Source organism: Archangium violaceum (assembly GCF_016887565.1).
GTDB classification, from domain to species: Bacteria; Myxococcota; Myxococcia; order Myxococcales; family Myxococcaceae; genus Archangium; species Archangium violaceum_B.
The window spans coordinates 7,438,100-7,460,614 of sequence record NZ_CP069396.1; the positions used below are offsets into that span (position 1 = coordinate 7,438,100).

Sequence of the window (22,515 nt, forward strand, 5' to 3'; positions counted from 1 at the left end):
CGGGATGCATTGTTAAGATACGGACAGCATTCTACCGGGACGTTCGCCGGAGCGTATCCGCGCGACCCCCCCTTGCAGGTCCCTGCTCTCGGCAAGCCCATTTCCCAGGAGGAGTCTCATGCAGGACCCGGCCATCCGGCTCATGGTCATGCTCATGGAAACGGGTAGCTTCGAGGAGGCCGCCAACGCCACGCTGCGTGTCATGCTCGAGCTGACGGAGCAGGCGCTCGCCGCCACCCGCTACGGACGGCATGGCCGCATCATCCGCGGAATGATCCACCTGCGGCCCGAGGAGGGCTACCGGGGTCTGGCGGTGCTGGAAGCGGGAGCGGCGGCTCGGCCCTCGGGAGCGGCGGGCAAGGCGGATGGCACGGCGGGCATGGTGACGCCGCTGCTGGCTTCCGCCACGGCGTGGCAGCTGATGGTGGAGCACCGCTGTGCCATCTCCATCGACGTGAACCTGGGCCTGCTGACGCCGCACATGGCGGGCGCGGCGCCGCTGGGTGAGTCGGAACTGGGGCCCGCGGGACGGGCCTTCAACAGCGCCGAGAGCCAGCAACGCTTCCTCGGCCGACAGGCCACGCACGTGGGCGTGCTACCGCTGCTGGGGCCGGGCCGGGTGCTGCATGGAATGATTTCGCTGGAGGCGGAGTGCCCCGCGGCCACCGGCCAGGAGTTCATCTGGCGCGAATGCGGCGAGCGGCTCCAGCTCCTGGCCAGCCAGGCCACGCCCTACCTCATCGCGCTGCCGCCTCGGCCGAGCGAGCAGGCGGGGGACAAATACCTGCCCGTGGTGGGCGCCTCGCTGGCGAGCCTGCTGCCCGCGCTCAAGGTCTTCGCCCGTCAGGAGGAGACGCTGCTCATTTCAGGGCCCACGGGCGTGGGCAAGTCCCGGCTGGCCCGCTGGTGCCATGAGCAGTCCTCCCGCCAGCGCGAGGCCTTCGAGGTATTGGACCTCATGACGGTGCCCGAGGATCTCCAGATGGCCGAGCTGTTCGGCTGGAAGAAGGGGGCCTTCACGGGAGCGGTGCGTGACAACCCGGGGGCGATGACACGGGCCGAGGGTGGCACGCTCTTCATCGACGAGATCGACAAGCTCTCGCTCAAGGCGCAGGCGGGGCTGTTGCACGTGCTGGAGGAGCGCACCTACCGAATGCTGGGAGAGAACGGCGCGGAGCGGCGGGCGGACGTGCGCTTCATCATCGGCACCAACGCCAACCTCCAGACGTCCGTGAGGGCGGGCCGCTTCCGGGAGGACCTCTACTACCGCATCAAGGTCCTGCCCATCGCGCTCCCTGCGCTGAAGGATCGGCAGGACGAGATCGCCCGCTGGGCGCGGTACATGGCCGATCGCCGCCACCGCGAACGCTACCCCGAGGGCCAGGTCCGGTTGACGGGCGCCGCCGAGCGGCTCCTCACCACGCAGCCCTGGCCGGGCAACCTGAGGCAGCTCGACAACATCGTCCGCCGCGCCTACGCGCTCGCCCTGGTGGACAGTGGAGAGACCGCACAGGCGCTCACCCTGGAGGTCCACCACTTCCAGCAGTCCCTGAGTTATGAGTCGGATCCGGCGGCCCAGCCACTCACCGAGGTGCTGAGCACGGCGGCCCGTGCCTTCGTCAGCGAGGCCCAGGCACGCGGGCCCGGTGCGATCGACCTGGACCTGGCCGACAGCTTCCGAGGGTTCGTCCTCGCGGTGGCCACGCGGCGGCTGGGCCGGGACGAGGCCTTCCGCCTTTTCGGACGTGAGAGCCTCATCAAGAGCCGCAATCACTCCCGTACGCTCCGACGGGAGGTGGAGAGACTGGAGGCCCTCTACAAGGCCCTGGGCCTCGCGGACTGCCCCTTCTCGGACCTGGTGGAGGGAGGAAGCGACTCGGAGGGCTGACCGCCGCTCCCCGGCCCGCCAGGGACGGATCACCCGGGTGCCGGAGCGGACCGGGCGGAGATATGAGAGGATGGCCCGGTGACGACGGCATTCCATGAGGAGCTCCAGCTCGAGCTGACGCTCACCATTGGCGGCAAGTCCTTCTCCATTCCGGGCGGACAGGTGAAGCACGTGTCCGCGCGCCTGGCCAACCACGGCTTCGCGGCCTCGGTCTCCTTCTGGACCGCGCTGGAGAAGAAGGACGCGCCGCTCTTCACCGCCTTCCAGAAACCGGACCTGGTCCAGGTGCGGCTGGCCGTGACCGCGGTGGACCCCGAGCTCGACTCACCGCCCGCGCCGCTGGTGCTCCAAGGCATTGCCCGGAGCCGCCGCCTCGTGGCGGATACCCACGGCAGCACCAAGGGCACCGAGCGCGTCTTCCGCAACTACACCCTCGAGTTCGCCGACCCCGCCCAGGTGCTCTGGCGCCAGCACCGCCCCGTCGAGCTGCACACCGACATCTCGATGGCGGAGATCATCGACGCGCACAAGGCCAGTCTCCAGATCAACCAGGACTGGGCCGTGCTGCGGCAGAAGATGCCGATGCTGTGCCTCGCGCTGGGCGCGGACGCCCCGGGGGTCAGCTTCTACGACTTCGTCCTCTGGTACGTGGACGCGAACAACGGCGTCTGGAGCTACGACAACCAGAAGAACGAATACCTGCTGGCCGACAGCAAGCCCTCGGGCAAGGTGGCACCGCTGGACCGGCTCCGGGTGGCGGACGTGCGGGTGCAGCTGCCACCGACCATCCGCCACGGCACCCGCGTGCTCAACGCCCTGGCCAACGGGCCCACCACCACGCCCATCGAGCAGAACCAGGCCGTGGCGGGCGTGTCCCACGACGTGATGCTGCGCACGCCCATCACCGCCCAGGCCGAGCAGCGGCAGAAGCTGGAGAAGACGCGCCTGCAGGTGCGTCAGCGTCAGCTCCAGGTGTCCTTCAACCGGTTCCCCTCGGTGGACGTCTTCCCGGGCGCGATGCTGCGCCTGGAGGGTCCGCACTGGCCCTCCGCGTTCACGGGGCGCGACGAGGACCAGCGGGTGCTCGAGCTGAGCCTGGAGGCCCACGCCGAGCGCGACAGCCAGCACGACGAGCAGCAGAACACCGTCGCGGGCTATCAGGTGCTCCTGTCGGCCCGGCTGGAGTCCGCCTCCGAGGCGCTGGTCTCGCTGCCGCCCTACCGCACGCCGCGCTACCCCATCCACGTCGAGGGCCTGGTGCACAGCCCGGGCGGAGAAGCCCCGGACAGGCGCTACCTGATCGTCGACGACGAGAAGACGTCCCTCTCCTACTTCCGGATGACGGTGCCGCTGTGGAACCAGACGGTGAGCGTGCCCGCCGAGCCCATCCACTTCCCCGGCCACTTCTTCTTCCCGCCGTACAAGAACACGCGGGTGCTGGTGGAGCTCCACTTCGACCGGGCCGATCTGATCCGCTTCCTCGACTGGAAGGAGGGCGTGCGGACGCCGCAGGATGGCCAGGGCGACCAGATATTGCTGGGCTGGAACAAGACGAGCCAGACGGCCTTCACCCATGACTTCCAGGACGAGAAGCCCGTGTGGCGCATGCACCGGACCTCCGGGGGTGACACGCAGATCATCCGCATGGGGGAAGGCCACCTCTTCATCCAGGTGAAGGAGTCACCGGCGGGCGGTCCACCCACTCCCACCTACGATGTGTCTCCCCAGGTGCAGGCGGCCAAGACGGACCTGTCGGCGTCGGTGGGAGGAGCCATCGGGGAGACGTCGGCCGCCTACCAGGGCGCGATGACCGCGGTACGTGCGAAGATGAAGAGCGCACAGGCGGAGGCGAAGGCGGCGCTTGGCGGGGCCAGGGCGGAGGTGGGGGCCAAGGTGGCGGAGGCCAAGAGCGGGATGCAGGGGGCGATGTCGAAGCTCTCCGAGGGAGTGGGAAAGCTCTCGGGGACGGCCGAGTCGGCCAAGGCCGCGCTCCTCAAGTTGAAGTGAGCAACGAACCGGGGGACGGAGCGGAACCATGCAGGAACTGCGCGGCAAGCTGGCGGAGCTTCGCGGAGAACTGGAGTCCTTCAGCACGGGCGTGGTGGCCCGTGTGGAGCCGATCCGGAGCGAGGTCGAGACCCTGACGGGGAAGATCGAATCGGCCCTGGCCTCCCTGCGCCCCGAGGTGGAGAAGCTGGGCGGGGAGCTGTCCGAGAAGATCGATTCGCTGGACGCCGAGCTGGCGAAGATGGAGCCCTGAGTGAAGGCGCTGTGGACCCGATTCGACAAGGCCGCGGAAGAGGTGCTCGCCCTGCGGCAGAAGCTCGACACCTCCGCGGACCGAGTCCGCACCAGCGTGACGGCGATAGAGCCGGCGGTCTCCTCGCGCTGCGAGGCCCTGGAAGGCCAGGTGAAGGGCAAGGAGCAGTCCTTCGTGCAGCAGCTCGATGGGCTGGGCAAGCAGGTGAACCAGCGCTGTGAGTCGCTCACCACCGAGTTGGGCTCGGTGACCAAGAAGCGCAAGGACGCCCTGCAGGCGAAGCTGGAGGAGCGCGAGAAGCAGCTGCAGGACGAGCACGAGAAGCTGCGCGCCCAGGCGGAGCAGGAGGTGAAGAAGGTCACCGCCCAGCACGAGGCCACCCTGAAGCAGCGCGAGGGGGAGCTCGAGAAGCTCCGCGCGCAGGCCGGGAAGAAGGCCTCCACGGAGCTCGCTTCGCGAGAGAAGCAGCTCCAGGAGGAGCTCCAGAAGACCCGTGCCCTGGTGGATCAGGAAAAGAAGAAGCTGGAGGAGCGCGAGAAGCAGCTGAAGGAGCAGTACCAGAAGCTGCGCGACCAGGCGAAGCAGGAGCTCGAGAAGGTCACCGCGGAAATCGAGGCGCGCGAGAAACAGCTCAAGGACGAGCTCCAGAAGCTCCAGGGCAAGGCGGAGAAGGAGCTGCAAGGCGCGGCCACGAAGCTCACGGCCGTGACGGACATGCTGCTCGCCCCGATGGTGCAGGTCCGCGAGACCATCGTTCAAGAGACCCAGCAGCTGACGAAGGCGCTCGACGCCGTCATCGTCCCGCCCGCCAAGGCCCTGCAGCAGGTCCACGACACCGTCCAGACGACGAGCGAGTCCGCGAAGGCCGAGGTCCGGCGGCTGGTGGGGCAGCTGCGCGCGGGTCTGGACCCGATCCGCACCCAGCTGAAGAGCGCCACGGAGGCGGCCACCCAGCTGCTCGAGACGGTGGAGAACACCGTGGGCAAGACCCTGACGACCGGGCGCGATCAGCTCAACCAGATGCTGGACCTGGTCGAGAAGACCCTGGGGGAGCAGGTGCAGCAGCTGGCCGACGGCATCAAGGCCGTGGAGCAGCTCCTGGAGCAGGTGCAGACGCAGATCGACACGATCGTCACCCAGGGGGCCGCGGCCATCGATACGCTGATGAAGACGGCGCTGGCCACCTTCGAGTCCATCCGCGCGCCCGTGCAACAGACGATCGACGCCACCCTGTCGGTGCTCGACGGCCTGATGGACACGCTGGCCGAGATCGAGAAGCAGATCCAGGCGGTCTTCACCGCGCTGCCCGAGAAGCTCGAGCAGCTCCAGACGCTCTACAAGACGCTGGTCGGCACGCTGGAGTCCCTGCTGGCCAAGGCCGTGCAGTTGCTGGAGGCCATTCCCGCCTCGGACCTGCCCAAGCCGCTGGTGGATCCGGCCATGCAGGCCATCACCAAGGTGGTGAGCCAGATCTCCACCCAGCTCGGCACCATCACCAGCCAGATAGGCGAGCAGATCACCTCACTGCAGCAGCAGCTCGTCACCCAGGTGGATCAGATCCAGACCCAGGCCGTGCAGCAGGTGGAGACGCTGAAGCAGCAGCTCGTGCAGCAGATCGACACCCTGAAGCAGTCGGTGCAGACCACCATCGACCAGGCCGTGCAGCAGGTGGAGCAGCTGATGGCGCAGATGGCGGCGCAGATCGCGACCGCCCGCGATCAGGTGGTGAAGCAGGTGGAGGCGCTCCAGAAGCAGGTGTCCGATCGCGTGGAGACGCTCAAGGAGGACGTGAAGACGCGGCTGACGACGTTCCAGCAGAACCTCGAGGACGGGGTGAAGGCCGCCACCGACGAGGTGGCGAAGCTGGGCAAGACGATCGAAGACAAGGTGGCCGAGGCCCGGACGCAGCTGGAGACCCAGCTCGACACGGCCCGCACCGCGGTGGAGAAGGCGCTCACGCAGGCCGAGGAGGCCCGGACGCGCGCCGAGAACGAGCTCACCACGCGGATGGATCCGGTGATCAGCTCCTTCACGAAACAGGCCGGGGGGCTGATGAACACGGCCGAGGAGCAGATCAACGGGGTGGCGGGCCGGGTGGACGCGGCCCGGGAGCAGCTGCTCAAGCCGTTGGACACCATCGAGACGTCCATCAATCAAACCAACCTCTTCGAGCAGCCGCTGAAGCAGGCGCGCGAGTGGGTGGACAAGATGATGGACGGGGTCGACGCCCAGGTGCGCGCGCTGGCGGCCTGAGCTACTTGGAGCCCCCGAACTTCGGCAGCTCCGGCATCTTCTCGGGCAGCTTGGGCATCTCCAGACCCCCGCCCTTCTTGCCCTCCTCTGGCGCCGCGGGCTGTTGCTGTTCCGACGGGATGGCCGGAGGAACCGAGTCGCTCAGGATGCGGCTCACCGCCAGCTCGACGTCCACCGCGGTGGGCGTCGGCGGGCTGAGCAGCAGCTGCCAGTTTCCGTCCGGGGCGGTGAAGAGGAAGGAGACGGCCAACGCCCCACCCTCCTTCGGCGTCTTCACCTGGAAGCGCTGGATGGTTCCCGGATAGATGACGGCCGTCTGCAGCACGGTGTTGTCCGGGGCGCCCACCTTCTCGGCCACCTCGGAGTAGGCCTCGTTGGCGTACTGCTTGGGATCCACCTCGCGGACGAGCATGTACATCGGCCGGCCGAGGTTGGTGCCCGGAGGCGATTTGACGTTGAGGTTGATGGTGCTCGGCGCGCAGGCACCGAGCAGCAGCGCGGACAGGGTCGTCAGTCGATTCAAGCGTGCGCTCATCGCGGCACCTCGCGGAAGGGAACCCAGGGATCTCCCTTGAGGCCGAAGCTGATGTCCAATCCCTTCTTGCCCACGCCGTTGCCCTGGAGGGCGAGGCTCCACTGCCGGCGCTGATCGGTGGTGACGGCGGCCTCCTCGAAGAGGCGGAAGCAGCTCCAGGCCGAGCGGTTCCACGGCAACGACAGGTACTGGGGAACGTCACGAGCGGGCGAGCGCAGCTCCAGCACGATGGAGGACACCTGCTGATCCCACCAGTTCAAGGAGAACTCCTGCCAGGTGGGGCTCTGGTTGAAGCCATACGCGGCCGTCTTTCCGCACTTGAGGGAAGACATGGTGACGAAGACGCCCGGCATGGGAGGCGCGGGCAGCGGCTGGGGCTGGACCTTCAGCATCAGCGGGCGAGGCCGGCCCTCATCGTCCCACAGCAGCTTCGACAGCCGAGCCAGCCGGCTGAGGGTGACCAGCATCTCGTCCGGCAGCGTCAGCTTCTCGCGCAGGGGACCGCGCAGGGACCACTGGGTGCCCCGCTCCACGCACACGCGGGAGAACGTCTGGTCCACGAAGTGCCAGAAGGCGCCGTCCTTGCGACGGAGCACCTCCAGCTCGCCCGGATCCACGTCCTCCTTGGAGTCGGGGTTGAAGGGGTAGCGCTCCAGCATGGGCCGCAGCATGCGCCCCGAGGCCTCTTCCCACTGCCGCGACAGGGTGTTCTCCAGCTCCTGCTTGCCCAGGCGCTGCACGGCGAGGAAGGGCGCGAGGAAGGGCTCCCGCAGATTGCCGGTGATGCCCTGCTGATCCAGCCACTCCTGCGCCTTGCGGAGGTAGGACCCCTCCTCCTCGAGCAGCATGGTCAGGGCAACCCGCTCCAGCGGCGTGAGCATGTCCGCGAGCTCGGCGGGGCCACCATCACCCTGGGCTTGCGCGTCCTCCTCCTCGTCCGCGGCCTTCTTGTCCTTGGCCGAAGCCTCCGCCGCCTTGTCCTTCCCGTCCTTCTCCTTGCCGTCCTTGTCCTTGTTGGCCTTGTTGGACACGGCATCCAGCTCGTCGTGCATCTGCGCCACGAGCGCGTGGTACGGAGCGAGCGCGGCATAATAGCCGCTCTTGTCCGCCGTCATGAGCTGGACGATGGGCCGGAAGGGCGCCACGGCGTTGCGCAGCGGCTCGTAGTAGGGCCCCTCCAGGGGGTCGAGGTTGGCCTGGGTGGCCACCTTGCGCAGCATGTCGACCTGGTCCGAGGAGGGCTGGGTGAGCCGGGACAGCTCGTCGAGCAGGTTGATGCGGGCCGCCCGGAATCTGTAATCGGCGATCCTGCGGAAGAGGCCCTCGCGGTAGCCACGGGAGAACACGGCCACGCGCTTCTGGATGAACTCCTCGCGCCTGGCGGCCTCCTCGGTGGGAAGCTGGGCGTTCTTGAGCCGCTGGGTGAAGTCGTCCACCAGCGGCTTGAGCTCGGCGTCGAAGGGGGTGCGGCTGTCCACCAGCTCGCCCTCGCGGGTGGCGGTCTGCGGACCGACGGTCAACCTGCCGCTCTTCTCGTAGGAGTCGAGCAGCGACTGCAGCAGGTCGCGCGACAGGGTGGCCGGGCGGAACTCGAAGGACTGCTGCAACAGCTCGATGCGGTACGGGCCCTTGTTGTTGCCCGTCAGCCAGAGACCATCCCGGGTGAGGAGCTCGGACGGGGTCATCTTCTCCACCGCCAGGAAGCCCGCGTAGGCCTCCTCCTCCATGTTCAGCACGGCGGCGAGCGTGTCCCGGTTCGCCCTCAACCACTCGAGCACCTGGACGGTGGTCTCGATGCCCAGGAAGTGGCGCGTGTTGACCTGCACCGAGGAGGCGTCGATCAGGCTGAGCACGGTGGGCAGCGAGGCGTAGACGTCGAGGTCGGCCAGCTGCGCCTTCAGCCGCTCGCGCTCCTCGCGACGCATGTCGAGCAGGGCCAGCCCCTTCGGCCCCGCCTCCAGGGTCTGCCGGAGGAACAGGAAATGATCCACCCAGGGCTTGAGCTGGCTCTCGACCGTCAGCCGATTCTCGTAGGGCCAGCAGGACCAGTCGTCCGCGGCGGTCCCGGCGACCTGCACGGCGCCCCGGCGGCAGGGTGGATTGCGCTCCCACGGCTCGTCACTGGCGAGGACGTAGGTGGCGACCAGCGGCTCGCGCAGCTCGAGGGCGGAGATCCAGGTGCGGTTCTCGGCTCCGGCGGCGGGCTCCGTGCCGGCCGCGCTGGCCTCCCTGTCGCGCCACCGCCGCCAGTGATGGGGCTGGATGGTGGAGCTCACGAAGGTGCCGAGGGCGTCCCGGTTCGAGGCATGGAGGGTGGCCAGCAGGTAGACCTCCTGCTCGGGGCGGCAGTCCTCGGGCTGCTTGCGGCAGTGCTCGAGAGCGGGCCGGAGATGGCTCTCCCGGATGCCCTGGGCCAGGCGCTGGCGCAGATCCAACATCTCGTCGGGGAAGCTGGAGCTCAGGGGCGGCCACCAGCGCTCGGCCCGCTTGAGGTTCAGGAGCGCATCCGCCGCCTGGTTCACCTGCTCCTCGACGACCTCTCCCCTCCCCTCCAACCCCTGCTCCCGCTGCTCCGTGACGGTGTCCTCGAAGCGCTGCACCTGATCCTGCGCTTCGTCGAGCAACATGTAGAAGTGGGCGTAGGCGGCCAGCACGGGCAGACAGCACACCGCGGCGATCACCGCGGCGCGCTGCTGGTGGGTGCGCAGGTAGTGCTGGCGCAGCGACTGATTGTTGCCCTCCCCGGCCAGCATGGAGAGCGCACCACTGGCGCGCGCCTCGGGCGTGAGGGAGGAGAGGTACACCTGGGTGAGCCGGGGCTTGTAGGAGAGGGTGTCGCCCTCCAACAGCGCGGAGACGAAACGGCCGAGCGCCGAGAACGAGCGCCCACCCTGCGAATAGAAGTGCTCCAGGCGCTCGAAGGCGTCCACCGGGAGCGCGGTGAGGCCCAGGGCCAGGTACTGCTCCTGCCCTTCGAGCAGCGAGGCCAGACGACCCTCCTCGCCCTGCTTGGGGATGTCGAAGGAGAGCGGCACGCCGTGTTGCTTGAGCAACCGGGCGAAGTCCTCGAAGCCCTCCAGCCCGTCCATGTGCGTCAGGCACAGGCGGGTCTCCATCGGAGCCCCGCGAGCCTCGGACATGAGGTTGAGCTTGCCGCGCAGCAACTGGGCCATGCGCCGCTGCTCATCGGGCGGGGTGTCGGAGAGCCAGCGGATGTCCAGGACGATGACGGCCAGTCCCTTCTGCCGGTGGCTGAAGCTCTTGCGCCACAGCTGGCGCAGGGCGCCGCGGGCGCCGAGCGAATCATCCTCCAGCAGGGGGGCCGACACCTCCTGCACCACGCAGTCGGGCCCCAGGTACATCTGGAGCAGCGAGTCCGCCGTGTAGCTGGGGAGGAACTGGCGGGCCTGGCGCTGCCAGTCCACGTCCAATCCGATGAGCTGCGTCTTGCCGCTGCCCGCGGGCCCCAGGACCACCACGTTGGGCAGATCCACCACCGCGGCGCGGTTGGCGAAGGGCAACCCGGAGAGGAAGGTCCGGCGCACCTGCAGCAGCCGGCCGGAGGCCATGGGCGGAGGACCGCTGTCCACCTGGGCCGGAGAGCGGCGGCGGCGCCACCACTGCACCAGCTTCACCCCGCCGTAGACGACGAGCGCCACGGCGAGGATGACCATCAGCCAGAACAGATAGGGGCTCACCATCGCCCAGATCTTCTTGAGCGTCGTGGCACTCGTGTTGACCGACTGGGCGCCCGTGTTGAGGGACTGCGTCCCCGCGGTCAGCGCCTTCGTCGGATCGACCGACGCCTGCGACAACTCCAAGACCATGTTCAGCAACTGCGAACCCACGGCTTACCCCCCACCGCGGGCCGCGCTCGCCCCGGGACGGCTGGAGCGCGCGGCCAATTGGAGTGCCTCCAGCACGTCTTCCAGCCCGTCCAGGGACTGCAAGAGCTTCTCGTGCTGGGCCTCATACTCCTTGGGAGCCAGGCGCGTGCCTCCCGCCTCCGGGAAGAGCGCCGCCACGCCCGCGCGCACCTCGTCCAGCAGGGGCTCCACGCCCGCGCGCAGGGATCCCAGCTCGGACTGGATGGCCTGCTCCAGACGCCCCAGCTGCGTACGAGCCCCCTGGAGCTCCATGATCCTCTGCGCTTCGGCTCTCATCTCGACAGCCACCACAGTAGCACCGGTACGGCCACCACCACGAATCCAGACACCGCGTAGTAGCGCACGGGGAAGGCGTGGACGAGCGGGGCCTGGGCGGCGGCAGGCGGGAGAACGGGCACCGCCTCGGGCTTGGGGATGCGAGCGGCCAGGCGCTCCTTGTACTCGCGCAGCCTGGCCGTGTTGCCCGCGTAGCGGCCCTCGAAGCCGGCGGTGAGACAGAAGTGCAGCATCTCGAAGACGAGCGGCGAGGCGCCCTTCTGCACCAGCTTCTCGTCGATCAGCTCGTAGAAGCGATCTCCGCCCGAGTCGATGCCATAGAGCTTGTACTGCAGCAGCGGCCAGTCCGCCTGCTCCAGGTCCGCGAGCCGCCGCAGCACCAGCTCATCCACGAGGTAGACGAAGGGGCGCAGCGCCTCGTCGATCTCCTCTTCGCGGTAGGCGCCACCCAGGGCGCGTTGCAGACCGTTCACCTCGGACAGGAGCTGCTGCTGGAGCAGCGCCAGGCCTTGCAGGCCCACCCGCACCTGCGTGCGCTCCCCGCCCTCGCCGGGCTCGGGGGGCAATGACTGATCCAACAGCGAGCGCACCTGCCGGTGGGCCCGGAGGATGCTCTGCCAATGCTCGAGTTTCATGAGGATACCTTCAACGGAAACGAACCCGCCCCGGCGATGGAGGGCCGCAGCACCACCGAGGCCTCGCCATTCCACGCCTCCAGCAACTGCTGCACCTGCTCGAGGAAGCAGGTCACCAGGGGCTCGGCGCCGGCATCGAAGGGCTCCAGCAGCAGCTCGTAGACGTGCAGCAGGCCCGAGCCGCGCAGTGCGCCGTCGGGGGCCACCGTGGCCTTGAGCTCGCGCATCCACGGGATGACGCGGCGGAAGGGCTCCTCGGAGGGAGTGCCGAGGTAGGTCAACAGGGCGGCCAGCTCGTTGCGCTCGAGGGTGGACTTGACCTTCCACGCGAGCAGCCGGGTCAACCCCGCCACGTCGTTGCGCAGCGAGCTCTCGCGGTGCGACTCGAGCCGGCCCACCAGCTGCCAGCCCAGGCCCTCCACGTGGCGGCCCGGGGTGGAGACATTCAGTCGGCCGACGGCCTCGGAGACGAACTGCGGCTGATACCAGAGGGCTTCCACCAGCAGCTTCTGCGGCTCGACGAACGCCTGGGGCATGCGCACCAGCAGGCTGTGGCGCGTGCGCATCTCCTCGTCGAGCGACTCGTCCAGCTCGTAGCTCGGCCCCTCACCCGGGAGGAAGGCGGGGCGCATGGGGGTGCGCCCCGTCTTGCCCAGCACGAACACCCCGGTGACCGAGTGCAGTTGCAGGTCGCGCCCGGCGGTCATGCCACGGATGGGGTACTCGGAGCGGGTGCCATCGGAGACGATGGGCTGTGCGGGATCGGCCTTGAGGTTCTCCACCGGCACGACGAAGGGGTGGAGGAAATCCGGATGGGTCGAGCGGCCCACCGTCCAGGACTTGTCCAGGTCCAGGCACAGGCTGAAGCGGGTCCACTCCTTGCGGTGCGAGGGCACCGACAGGTGGAGGAAGAGCCCCTGCTCGGGCATCTGGAAGAAGGAGCGCACGCGCTGCAGCGGGTGCTCGTAGGCCCCGGCGTCATCCAGCTCACGGGGAGGAGTGCCGAAGGAGAACTCACACGGAATGCCCTGCGAGGTCTCGCTGGCCGGGGCGTCGTACACCACGCCCACCTGCGTGAGGTGCTTGCGCAGCGCGTGGAAGACGGCCAGCGAGGGGCGGTACTCGTCCAGGTGGCGCACGTGCAGGCTGAAGAGGCCCACCGGATCCCTGCGCGGGAAGCTGGACTCGAAGCGGAGGATGAGCCGGTAGCGGCCGTCCTGCAGACGCACCACCTCGGTGCCCGCCATGGAGATGGGGAGGATGCGCAGGTGGCGCCGGGTGCGGAAGGTACCGGGCACGCCGTGGCTGGGCGAGAGCCGCAGCTCGGTGTTCCTGGGGAGCACCAGCGTCTCGGTCATCTTCTCGGCGGGCAGTGCCTGCACCAGGCCCACCGCGGGCAGCGGCTGCAGCAGGAAGTCGAAGAAGGAGGAGAACAGACGCAGCCAGGTGGAGCGCAGGTTGTGCTGCGTGGCCAGACGCGTCTGCATCGAGAAGAAGGCCATGGACTCGATGAGGCGCCGCACATGCGGGTCCTCCCGGTCCAGCGGCACGGTGGGATGCGACGTCAGGAAACGCTGCCGGAAGCGCTCGAGCGCATCCAGCTCGTTGAGGTAGTCCAGGTAGATCCGCTCCGACGAATCGCTCACCGAGCCCTCATCCCAGCTTCACGAGCGACCCGGCGACGGTGGTCATCGCGCCCTTGAGGTCGGCCATGCCCGAGGACTCCAGGCCGAGCTTGCCCTGGGCGGCCACCTTGATCATGGGGGCGGCCAGCTCCGCCTGGGCCTTGCCAGCCATCTTCAGGTTGACGCCCTCGACCTTGTTGTCCCCACCCGAGGCGGTCAGGCTCGTCTGCATGCCCTTCATGTCGAGCTTGGAGGTCGCCTCGATGGCCACGTTGGCGCTCGAGGACAGCTTGGCGTCCTGGGTGGCGCTCTGGGTGAGCTTGGCGCTGGAGGTGAAGGTCATGTCCTTGGTGCTCTCGAGCTTGAGGATGTCCTGGCTGGTCCAGCTCGAGGCCTTCGCCGATTTGAGGGTGAGCGTCCCGGTGGCGTCCACGGTGAAATCCTTGCACGTGATCGTGACGCTGTCCTGCTTCTGGACGTAGGTGCTCGTCTCCTCGGAGCCCTTGACGGTGATGGTGATGCTGGTGCCGTCCATCACCACGGTCTGGGTGATCTGATCATCGGCGTTCTCCACCTTTACGGTGACGCCTTTCTCCTTGTCCAGCTCAACGGTGCAGACGAGCTTGCCCATGGTTCCTCGCCTCCTCGGTGGGGAGCCCGGGCCCCCCTTGGCTTCACGACTGCTCTTCCTTCACCTGGATGAGCAGCGTGCCCTCGTCTAGCTGGATTTTCTGCGTGTCTTTGGCATTCGTGCGCTGCATCAGGAACACGGGCTTGTCGTCCGTGTAGAAGTGCTTGAGCGCGGTACCGTTCTCGGGCGTCTTCCCCACCAGCAGCTGTACGCCCTGCCCGTCCTGCGGCATGCGCGCGCCGGTGCGCCAGTCCAGGAAGCGCTTGATCCACGCCCGCTGGAAGTCGAGCCCCACCAGCACCCGCTCGCCCTTGTAGGCGGGAAAGTAGAAGTGGCCGGGAAGCAGGTTGGGATTGAAGGGAGCGGGGATGATCTGATTGGCGAAGAGAGGGATCTTCACCTTGTACCCGTCCAGTGAGGTCTTCGAGTCCGTGTAGGCCTGCCACGTCTCGTCCTTCTCCGCGCCCTGCTCGCTGACGATGAAGCCTTCCACGAAGCGGGGGTAGACCGGAGGCTGCCAGGCGGGAAGGTCCACGTGGGACTCGTCCTTGGGCTCCAGCCGGGTGCTCATGCGGAAGGAGAACATGGCGTCCGGATCGTTGTACACCTCCTCCTCGCCCTGATCGCTCGTCACCTCGCCGGACAGGTGCAGGTTGCGGACGCGGAGGACCTGATCCTTGGCCACGCCCGCGGAGGCCCAGGCATCGTCCGGCGGCAGCTTCACCAAGGCCCCCGGGGCAAGCGCCTTCTCGGGGAAGGAGCGCCAGACCAGCTCCATCTCCGGGCCCCGCACCTTCAACCGCGCCGTCTCCAGGTCCACCCGGGCCTGCACCTCGTCCGAGATGGGGGTGCACAACAGCACGTCCTGGCGGATGCCGGTGACGGCCTGCTTCTGCGTGATGGCCTGGGTGAGAGGGCTCTCGGCCGTGGCGTTGAGCACCGTCACGTCATGGCGGATGACCTCGGGCAGCAGGATCTCCAGCCCGGAGAGGTTGTCCTCGTGCAGGTTCATCGGTGTGCCCGAGGTGTCCTTGGTGCCCGCGAACTTGTAGCCCTGCTTCGCGTAGTCGTAGGTGAACACCCCCGCGAGGCCGTGCACGTACCACAGCACCCAGTCGTAGAAGCTGGCCCCCTGCCCTGGATCCAACCCCACGAAGAGGATGGGGTGCGAGGTGCCCAGACCGGCATCCCAGTCGTAGGAGAGGCTGATCTTGTCACCCTTGTGCGCGTCCAGCACGTCCTTGACCGTCTTGGAGGTGTAGAGGGCACAGGGATAATGCTGCCGCCACAGCAGCCGCGCGGCATCCTGGAAGCGGATGCCATAGCGGCGATGGAGGACGACACTGCTCCCGCTGGAGGTGGAGACGAACTCCTCGGAGAGCGACTTCTCGGAGACGAGGCCCTTGACCTTCAGCGCGGTATGGGTCGGCTTGGCCGAGGTCTCCGCGAGGACGGCCTTCACCTCGAGCGACACCTCGACCAGATCCGACTTGAGGAAGTCCGCCAGCAGCGCGTCCTTCTCCTGGCCACCGCGGCCCTGGGTGTCCGTCAGCAGGAACTCCACCTCGCCTTCCAGACCCCAGCTCCACAGGTCCAGCGCGAAGCGCTTGATGCTGCCGGCGACGATCTCGTGGGACTTGCCAGCGATGGTGAGGGTGAGCAACACGGCCAGCCGCTCATTGAAGGTGCTCTCCATCACCCCTCCTCATCTTCTTCCACCCGCACCTGACCGCTCACGGTGTGGAAGAGGAGACGCAGCGTGCGGGGTGTCCCATTCAGCACGCCGGTCAGGACGAAGTGCAGCCACAGCCCCGAGTCCCGTCCACGCAGCTCCAGCTCCACATCCTCCAGGCGAGGCTCGAACTGCCGCACCGAGCTCAACAGCTCGTCGGTGAGGGTCTTCATCAGCTCACGGGTGCCGAACTGCGCCGTGTAGCGCCCCACCCCGAAGCCCTGGACGAAGTAGCCGAACCCCTCCTTGGTGTTGAGGACGGACTCCAGGTTCTGCCGCACCTGCGCCAGCTCGCCCTGCGTGTCCGGGCGCTGCCAGGCACTGGTGAACTTGTCGAGGAAGGAGGGGCGCGTCATCTCAAGCCCTTCGCCAGAAGAGGAACACCTGGGTGCCCTGCAGCGCCGGGGTGACGTAGAAGGCCATGCCGTTGTCGCGCAGGGCGTACTGCCACTCCTCGCCCAGCGACAGCTTGTACCAGGAGATCTCCGGGCCGAAGGCGTGGGGGAAGGCGGGGTGCGGCACGTGCTGGAAGGGAATGCCCCGGAGCGCCAGCCGGCGCACCGCGGGCAGGCGGGAGGGACTCGCCACCTTCACGCCCTCCAGGGAAGGCGGCTGGCTGGGGTCCTCGCTGCGCACCAGCAGGTACAGCTCGCTCTCCACGCCCGCCTCCAGCGTGGGCAGGGGCGAGAGGATGAACTGCCCGTCCCGGCACTCGAAGGTCTTGTAGGTGAGCCGCGTGTCCTCGGGACGGAAGGCGCGGTTGAGCAGCTCCATCCACCCCCACATTCCGGCACCCGGATCATCGTGGAGGTAGGTGGGCATCTCGCCAGCGGGCTCCAGCTCCAGGTAGCAGCACACCTCGAAGTAGAACTGGCGGAGGGCGTCGAAGAAGGAGTACGGGTGAGGACTGATGCCGTTGCGCATGTCGGTGCGCAGGGCCTGCAGGCGGCGCACCTCGAGCAGGGTGCGGCGGGCGCTGGCGAGCCGCTCACTGCGCTGGTAGCTGTCCAGCAGGAGCGTGCGGAACTGGCCGTGGGCCTTCTCCAGCAACGAGTCCAGCTCCGCGAGCAACCCGTTGAGGAAGGGATTGGGGCCCACCAGCAGCAGCGGCGGCACCTTCCGGGTGGAGGGCCGCCAGGTGCCATCGAGGTTCTTGGAGAAGGCCACCAGCTCCAGGGAGGAGAGGGCCCGGTCCACGGACTGCTCGCTGGAGAGGAGCAGCCGGCGCAGCACGCGCTGCACGTTGGGGGGCTCGTCCGCGTAGAGCGGCACGCCCTCGGTACCGCGGGTGTCCTCCAGCAGGTGCAGGAAGACGGTGACCTCCGCGCGCCCGGTGGCCTCCAGGGAGAAGGACGGCAGGGCGGCATTGCCCGGCACGTCCACCAGGAAGCCGCCCGGCAGGACGGCGGTCAGGGATGAGATGGAGAGACTGCCCTCGGCCAGCAGCGCCTCGCTCCAGGCGAGCGAGGCGATACCGACCTGAGGCAATCCGGACAGCTCGGCATGCAGCCGCGCCTCCGCCGAGAGGGCTTCGTCCTGGGCGCGAAAGTGCTCGGGAAGGAGCGTCTGGCCAACCTGCCAGCGGACCCGCGCGAGCTTGGAGCGCTGCATGTCATTGATCCTGACGTGGAGTTGCTAGGCCGCCGCGTTGATGCCCCAGATCTTGGAGACGTTCTTGTTGACGCCGGTGGCCATGTGGACCGTCTGCTCCTCGGTCTGGGGCTTGACGCCGAGCTGGAGGCTGTAGACCTTGGGAGACTGCACCTCGGTGGACGGGTCGTCCGCCACCGACAGGTTCAGATCCTCGCCGTTCTTCTCCAGGATGCCCTTGAGCTCCGGCTCGGTCCAGTTGGACTTGAAGTACTTCTTCTCCACCGGATCGTACTCGTAGATGACGTAGGCGAACGTGACGTTCATGTCGGTCCAGCTGGTGAGCAGCTTGGCCGTCAGGTCCGTCTTGTTCTTCACGGAGATCTGCATGGACAGGTACATGGCATCCGTGGTGCCCGTCTCCCACATGTAGTGGTTGAGCACGCCCACGACGTTGGCGCCGATGTTCTGCCCCGGCTGCTCCGGATCCTTGATGCTGGCCTGATCGGCCGCCAGGACCACATCACCCAGCTCCAGCTTGGTGACGAACCCCACCGGGGTCTGCTTGTCCTTCTTGAAGTTGAACCCCTGGTAGATGTCCAGGGAACGAGCGAACTGAGGCATGGTGCCCTCCTTCTCTTGATTGGATGGGGACTGCGTACAGCGGACGCCCGGCTATCCCAGGCGGGACTCCAACATCAACTCCACATTGAGGCCTTCGAACTGGATGTGCGGAAGGACGGCCACCTTGCAGTCGTACCAGCCGATTTCTCCAGCGCGCGATTCTACCTGGACGCTGACGGCCTTGAAGGGGAAACGCCGCAGCGTCACGTCGTCCGGGTTCGTCACGGTGGTGACGTACCCCGACAACCAGGACTCGAGCTGCCGCTGGACGTAGCCGGCATCGGCGGTGCTGCCGATGTTGTCGCGCATGATGCTCTTCACGTAGTGCGCCAGCCGGGTGATGGAGAAGGTGTAGGCCAGGTTGGTGACGAGCTGCGAGTTCTCCGAGTCCTTGGGGTCCTTGAACTTCCTGGCCTGCTTGATGGACTGGGTGCTGAAGAAGGCCGCCTCGCCGGAGGATTTGCGGTACACCAGCGGGATGAAGCCGTTGCGGGCGAACTCGTACTCGCGGTAGTCCGGGATGGCGATCTCCACCGGGGCCTGGATCATCTTCTGCCCGCGCAGGGTGAAGGTGTCCACCGGCAGGCCGGTGACGAGGCCGCCGCTCTTGGGGCCACGAATGGACTGGCACCAGCCGGACAGCTCGAAGGACTTCACCAGGTTGCGGCCCAGCAGGAAGGCCGAGTTACCCCACAGGTACTTCTTGGAGTCGCCCTGGGCGTCCTCCTTGAAGTTGAGCACGTCGCAGGGGTTGCTCTCCGGATCCCACGGCAGGCGCACCACGTAGCGCGGCAGCGTCAGGCCGATGTAGGCCGCCTCTTCCTTGTCGCGCAGCTCGTGCCACTTGCTGTAGCGCGGGTGGCTCAGCACGCCATCCAGGTTCTTGAGCGACTCGAGCTGCTCGACGGTCTCGCAGTCGAAGAACTTGGGGCTGGCGGCGGAGATGAACGGGCAGTGGGCGGCGTTGGCCACCGTGGCCATGCGCTCCAGCCAGGTGAGGTCCGCGCGCGAGGCGGAGAAGTCGTACAGGCCCAGCATGACGCCGTAGGGACGGCCGCCGAACTGGTCGTACTCCTTGATGTACATCTTGTCGAAGAGGGCGCTGGAGAAGATGCTGCTCGAGTTCTTCTCGAAGTCCTCGGCCAGCTCCTCCTTGGCCACATCCAGGAGGTCGATGGTGATGTCGGCCTGGAAGTTGGTGTTGTTGACGAGATCCTCGAGGCCGCGCCAGGCCGCCTCCATCTGCTGGAACTTCTCGTGGTGGAGGATCTCGTTGAGCTGCGCCTCGATGAGCTCATCGATGCGCGCGACGGCCTTGAGCACTTCGCCCTTGTCGAAGCGGACCTGCCCCACGTCGTCCTGGATGGGCTCGACGTTGTAGAGCAGCGCCGCCAGGGAGGACATGAAGCGCTCGTCGCCCGGGACCTGAATCTCGTTGGAGGAAACAGGAACCAGGCCGGTGCCGATCATCGGCTGGGCGCTGGTGGGCATCTCGAGCCCGCGGACCTTGAACAGCTCACTGAGGTAATCTTTTTCGACGGCCATGGGAGGGTGGTTCCTCGGCGTGGAGAAGGGTGCGTGGAGAGATCAGGCCTTGGCAGCCGCGGCGTTCGCGGCGGCGAGCGCGGGCTGAGTGGACTGAGGAGCCGCCTTGGGCAGGCGCATGGACACGTAGCTCTTGAGCTGATCGCTCTCCAGGAGCTTCTGCAGCTGCTCCTTGTTGGAGAAGAGCTCGTAGAGCGTGCGCCGCAGCTCCTTGCGGTTGTCGATGTCCGCCTGCATCTCCAGCAGCAGCTTGCGCAGCAGCATCAGCGCCTTGAGCTTGGGCACGTGGTGGACGATCTCGTCCGGGTGGAAGGACTTCATCCGGTTGATGGGCAGATCGATCTGCATCCGCCCCTCACCATCGGCGCTGACCTTGTCGACCACATCGAACGAGAGGGACATGGCCATGTCCTTCATCAGATCGTTGATGTTGGAGCCGGTGACGGAGCGCATCTTGCGCTCCTCCAGGTCCACCTGCCGGTCCGTGGAGCTCCCGAGCGAGAAATCACCCAGCACCACGACGCGGAAGGGCAGCTTCACGTCCTCCTGCTGGCCGTTGATCTTGGTGCGATAGACGAGAGTGATACGAGACTTCGGCAGCTTGTCCTGAATGGGCACGGCTTCTCCTTCACAAGGCGATCTGCGTCATTTTGAGAACCCATGCCCCACCCCCGCTACCTCGGGACACAGACCGCTGTGTTCTGGATCGGGAGTTTAGGGAGAAGCACTTGCATGGGTCAAGGGAGGTACCCCCCTCGAATCACGATGCGGCGCGAGCTCGAGAACTCGAGGTGTCACCTGAAAAGAGCAGAACCTGCCGGGTCTCCACGGGGGCTCCGTGCAGAGGGTCGTAGCCGAGGTGACTCTGGCGCTCGAGGCGCAGAAAACCTTCCTGGTCTCGCAGCACGAGAATGACGGTGAGCATCAGCACTGTCTCGGAAAGCAGCGGCAGCAGGTCCGTCTCGAAGCGGCGGAGCGCCTCCACGGCCCAGGGAACGCCACTGCTGGAGATGGGCTCGTCGCAGAAGATGCGCACCTCCATGCCACCCGCGGGGATGGAAGCGAAACCTCCCATGGAGCCGCCCTCACCGAGCGCGCTGGCGCCCAGCCGCACCTCGGACGCGGGCACCCGCTGGTGGCGTACCTCGCGGCGCACCGAGATCTCCGCGTCGGGGAAGACCTTGCCGAAGAGCCAGTGCAGGGTGCTCTGGCAGGTGGGGCGCAGCAGCCGCAGCCGGTCCTTCGCCGCCTCCGGCCAGCCGGGCAGCAGCGCTCCTTCGCGCTCCGGATACAGCCCGGCGAAACACTCCCACAGCAGCAGATGATCGAAGAAGCCGATGAAGCGCTCGAGCCGATCATGATCGAGCTGATCCATCGTCTGCATCATGAAGGATGGCAGCGGTGATTGTGCGCTGAGCAGCCCCACGTTCACCGTGATGACGACACGCTTGCGAGGCTGGTGGATGAACTGGATGTCGTGCACCAGGTGGGACTGGTGCAGGGTGGTGCGGTGGCCGCGGTACTCGATCTCCGCGTCGCCGTAGCCGGACGCGGCCAGCACATCCAGCAGCGCCGGGACGTCGAAGCTCCGGATGCGCTCACGGATGCGCCGCTCGAGCGGGCCGTCCATGCGCTTCTACTCCCCTTCCCCATCCGGATTCGCGCCCTGGGCGAGGAAGGTCTCCAGGTCCACCCGGTAGAGCTGGTCGAGCGCGCGGAAGGACAGCGTCTCGGTGCTCTGCAGCAGCGGCTCCACCTGCTCCGCGTTCGTGCTCAACCCGGCGAAGAACCGGGAGAAGAGCGCGGGCAGGTACACGCGTGGATCGAAGTGCTCCACCACGTTCAACACGTCCGCCGCCACCACGCTGGCGCGCAGGAAGTCCTGGCGCTCGACGAGCGTGTCGAACGCGGCCAGCTTGCTCATCAGCTGGGCCAGAGCAGGCGAGATCGGCATGGAGGGACCGGCCGATGAGGAAGCGGAGCGCAGGGACTCGGCTGGCCGCGACGGTGCCTGGGATTCCTCCTCCTCGGGCTCTTCCTCGGGCTCCGGCTCGTCCGGCGGAGCCGGGGTGGGCAGCGACGCCAGATGGCCCTCGAGCCACTGGGAGAGACGGCGGAACGGAGCCTCGCACCCATTCCGGGGCATCACCCGGCCGAACGCGGAGAAGATCTCCTCGCTGAGCGCGAGCGCCTGCTCCAGGGGCTCGCGGTTGCTGGGGAGGCTCCAGCGCTGCCACGTCTGGTCCTTGAGGCGCTCGTGGTGCTCGAGGTGCTTGTTGAGCACCTTGAGGAACCAGCGCAGGACTCCATCGGCGAAGACGTCCTTGCGCTCGCGCGGTCCGAAGGACGGCCAGTTGAGCAACAGGGTCTTGGAGAGCGAGTGGAACACCACCGGCATCGACTCCAGGCCGCCCTCGATGAACAGCCCCAGGAGATAGGGGCCTACCAACCGCACGTCGTAGACGCCCTGACGCAGCAGAGCCTCGGCCGCCCGCGCCGCATCCACGTAGTCGCTCCGGGATACCAGGGCGTTGACCTTCTCGAGCCGCTCATCCGAGCTCTCCAGGTCTGACGCCTCGCCGTACAGCGGCTTGTCCAGGAGGTGGAGCTCGAGAGGAGGAAGAGGCTGCTGCTTGGCGGATTCAGCCATTTTGCACCGTGAACTGCCCAGGGGAGACGACCTGGATGACGCCTCCCCAGTTGCACATCAGTTTGCAGTTGCTATCCACGGCCGGCATGTTGCCGATCATCACCTTGGGGCAACCCGGCACCCAGGGAGCCGCCGTGGCCGGAACGCACGGCATCGGCGTGAGGACCCCCATGGCCGCTGCCGTCGCCGCGGCCACCATGGGGTTGGCCATCGACATGCACATGCCGAAGGGCAGGATGTTCAGCATCGGCTTGTTGTCCATGATGTTGGCCGCCGGCGTCGTGGCCATCACCTTGTTCGCGGGCAGAACCATCAGCGAGGACGGGGCCGCACCAAAGCTGCATTGGAGCATGGCCCCCGTGACGACCTGGACTCCCATGGCAC

The 22,515-nt window shown here is 67.3% G+C and carries 19 protein-coding genes; 4 read left to right on the forward strand and 15 right to left on the reverse strand.

What is annotated here, in order from left to right:
• Window positions 1-118: 118 nt before the first annotated feature.
• From JRI60_RS29530 to JRI60_RS29545, 4 genes are all read left to right on the forward strand, one after another.
• Complete coding sequence (locus tag JRI60_RS29530) at window positions 119-1,888, forward strand: sigma-54-dependent transcriptional regulator (RefSeq protein WP_204219222.1); 1,770 nt, start codon at window positions 119-121, stop codon at window positions 1,886-1,888.
• Between the two features lie 78 nt (window positions 1,889-1,966).
• Window positions 1,967-3,895, forward strand: coding sequence for a hypothetical protein (locus JRI60_RS29535; RefSeq protein WP_204219223.1), 1,929 nt, complete (start codon window positions 1,967-1,969; stop codon window positions 3,893-3,895).
• Window positions 3,896-3,923: 28 nt separating this feature from the next.
• The gene (locus tag JRI60_RS29540; RefSeq protein WP_204219224.1) at window positions 3,924-4,148 is read left to right on the forward strand and encodes a hypothetical protein; all 225 of its coding nucleotides are present in this window, start codon (window positions 3,924-3,926) and stop codon (window positions 4,146-4,148) included.
• Window positions 4,149-6,401 carry a hypothetical protein gene (locus JRI60_RS29545; RefSeq protein ID WP_204219225.1) on the forward strand — a complete coding sequence of 751 codons (2,253 nt, stop codon included), beginning with the start codon at window positions 4,149-4,151 and terminating at the stop codon, window positions 6,399-6,401.
• Between the two features lies 1 nt (window position 6,402).
• Here JRI60_RS29545 and JRI60_RS29550 read toward each other — a convergent pair whose 3' ends face one another.
• The 15 genes from JRI60_RS29550 to JRI60_RS29620 all read right to left on the reverse strand — a co-directional run bounded on the left by JRI60_RS29550 (window position 6,403) and on the right by JRI60_RS29620 (window position 22,510).
• A complete protein-coding gene (locus JRI60_RS29550; RefSeq protein ID WP_239469785.1) occupies window positions 6,403-6,924 on the reverse strand; it encodes a hypothetical protein in 522 nt (173 codons plus the stop codon).
• Between the two features lie 8 nt (window positions 6,925-6,932).
• Window positions 6,933-10,784, reverse strand: coding sequence for a type VI secretion protein IcmF/TssM N-terminal domain-containing protein (locus tag JRI60_RS29555; RefSeq protein ID WP_239469786.1), 3,852 nt, complete (start codon window positions 10,782-10,784; stop codon window positions 6,933-6,935).
• Window positions 10,785-10,787: 3 nt separating this feature from the next.
• Window positions 10,788-11,099 carry a hypothetical protein gene (locus JRI60_RS29560; protein ID WP_204219227.1) on the reverse strand — a complete coding sequence of 104 codons (312 nt, stop codon included), beginning with the start codon at window positions 11,097-11,099 and terminating at the stop codon, window positions 10,788-10,790.
• Complete coding sequence (locus JRI60_RS29565) at window positions 11,096-11,734, reverse strand: DotU family type IV/VI secretion system protein (RefSeq protein ID WP_204219228.1); 639 nt, start codon at window positions 11,732-11,734, stop codon at window positions 11,096-11,098. Before JRI60_RS29565 ends, JRI60_RS29560 begins: the two co-directional genes overlap by 4 nt.
• The gene (locus tag JRI60_RS29570; protein ID WP_204219229.1) at window positions 11,731-13,380 is read right to left on the reverse strand and encodes a type VI secretion system baseplate subunit TssF; all 1,650 of its coding nucleotides are present in this window, start codon (window positions 13,378-13,380) and stop codon (window positions 11,731-11,733) included. Before JRI60_RS29570 ends, JRI60_RS29565 begins: the two co-directional genes overlap by 4 nt.
• A 7-nt stretch (window positions 13,381-13,387) precedes the next feature.
• Window positions 13,388-13,990, reverse strand: coding sequence for a hypothetical protein (locus JRI60_RS29575; protein ID WP_204219230.1), 603 nt, complete (start codon window positions 13,988-13,990; stop codon window positions 13,388-13,390).
• Between the two features lie 43 nt (window positions 13,991-14,033).
• Window positions 14,034-15,686 carry a hypothetical protein gene (locus tag JRI60_RS29580; RefSeq protein ID WP_204219231.1) on the reverse strand — a complete coding sequence of 551 codons (1,653 nt, stop codon included), beginning with the start codon at window positions 15,684-15,686 and terminating at the stop codon, window positions 14,034-14,036.
• Entirely contained in the window at window positions 15,686-16,078 is a 393-nt protein-coding gene (locus JRI60_RS29585; RefSeq protein WP_204219232.1) for a GPW/gp25 family protein, read from the reverse strand. Before JRI60_RS29585 ends, JRI60_RS29580 begins: the two co-directional genes overlap by 1 nt.
• Window position 16,079: 1 nt before the next feature.
• Window positions 16,080-17,333: a type VI secretion system baseplate subunit TssK gene (gene tssK / locus JRI60_RS29590; protein WP_204219233.1), complete on the reverse strand. Its 1,254-nt coding sequence runs from the start codon at window positions 17,331-17,333 to the stop codon at window positions 16,080-16,082.
• Between the two features lie 24 nt (window positions 17,334-17,357).
• Window positions 17,358-17,936 carry a hypothetical protein gene (locus JRI60_RS29595; protein WP_204219234.1) on the reverse strand — a complete coding sequence of 193 codons (579 nt, stop codon included), beginning with the start codon at window positions 17,934-17,936 and terminating at the stop codon, window positions 17,358-17,360.
• A 51-nt stretch (window positions 17,937-17,987) separates the two neighbouring features.
• Window positions 17,988-19,481, reverse strand: coding sequence for a type VI secretion system contractile sheath large subunit (gene tssC, locus JRI60_RS29600; RefSeq protein ID WP_204219235.1), 1,494 nt, complete (start codon window positions 19,479-19,481; stop codon window positions 17,988-17,990).
• Window positions 19,482-19,523: 42 nt separating this feature from the next.
• Window positions 19,524-20,099, reverse strand: a complete 576-nt coding sequence (gene tssB, locus JRI60_RS29605) for a type VI secretion system contractile sheath small subunit (protein WP_204219236.1) — start codon at window positions 20,097-20,099, stop codon at window positions 19,524-19,526.
• A 142-nt stretch (window positions 20,100-20,241) separates the two neighbouring features.
• Entirely contained in the window at window positions 20,242-21,111 is an 870-nt protein-coding gene (locus JRI60_RS29610; RefSeq protein ID WP_204219237.1) for a hypothetical protein, read from the reverse strand.
• A gap of 6 nt (window positions 21,112-21,117) precedes the next feature.
• Entirely contained in the window at window positions 21,118-22,131 is a 1,014-nt protein-coding gene (locus JRI60_RS29615) for a type VI secretion system protein IglI family protein (RefSeq protein WP_204219238.1), read from the reverse strand.
• On the reverse strand, window positions 22,124-22,510 hold the full coding sequence (locus JRI60_RS29620) for a DUF4280 domain-containing protein (protein WP_204219239.1): 387 nt from the start codon (window positions 22,508-22,510) through the stop codon (window positions 22,124-22,126). Before JRI60_RS29620 ends, JRI60_RS29615 begins: the two co-directional genes overlap by 8 nt.
• Window positions 22,511-22,515 lie beyond the last annotated feature (5 nt).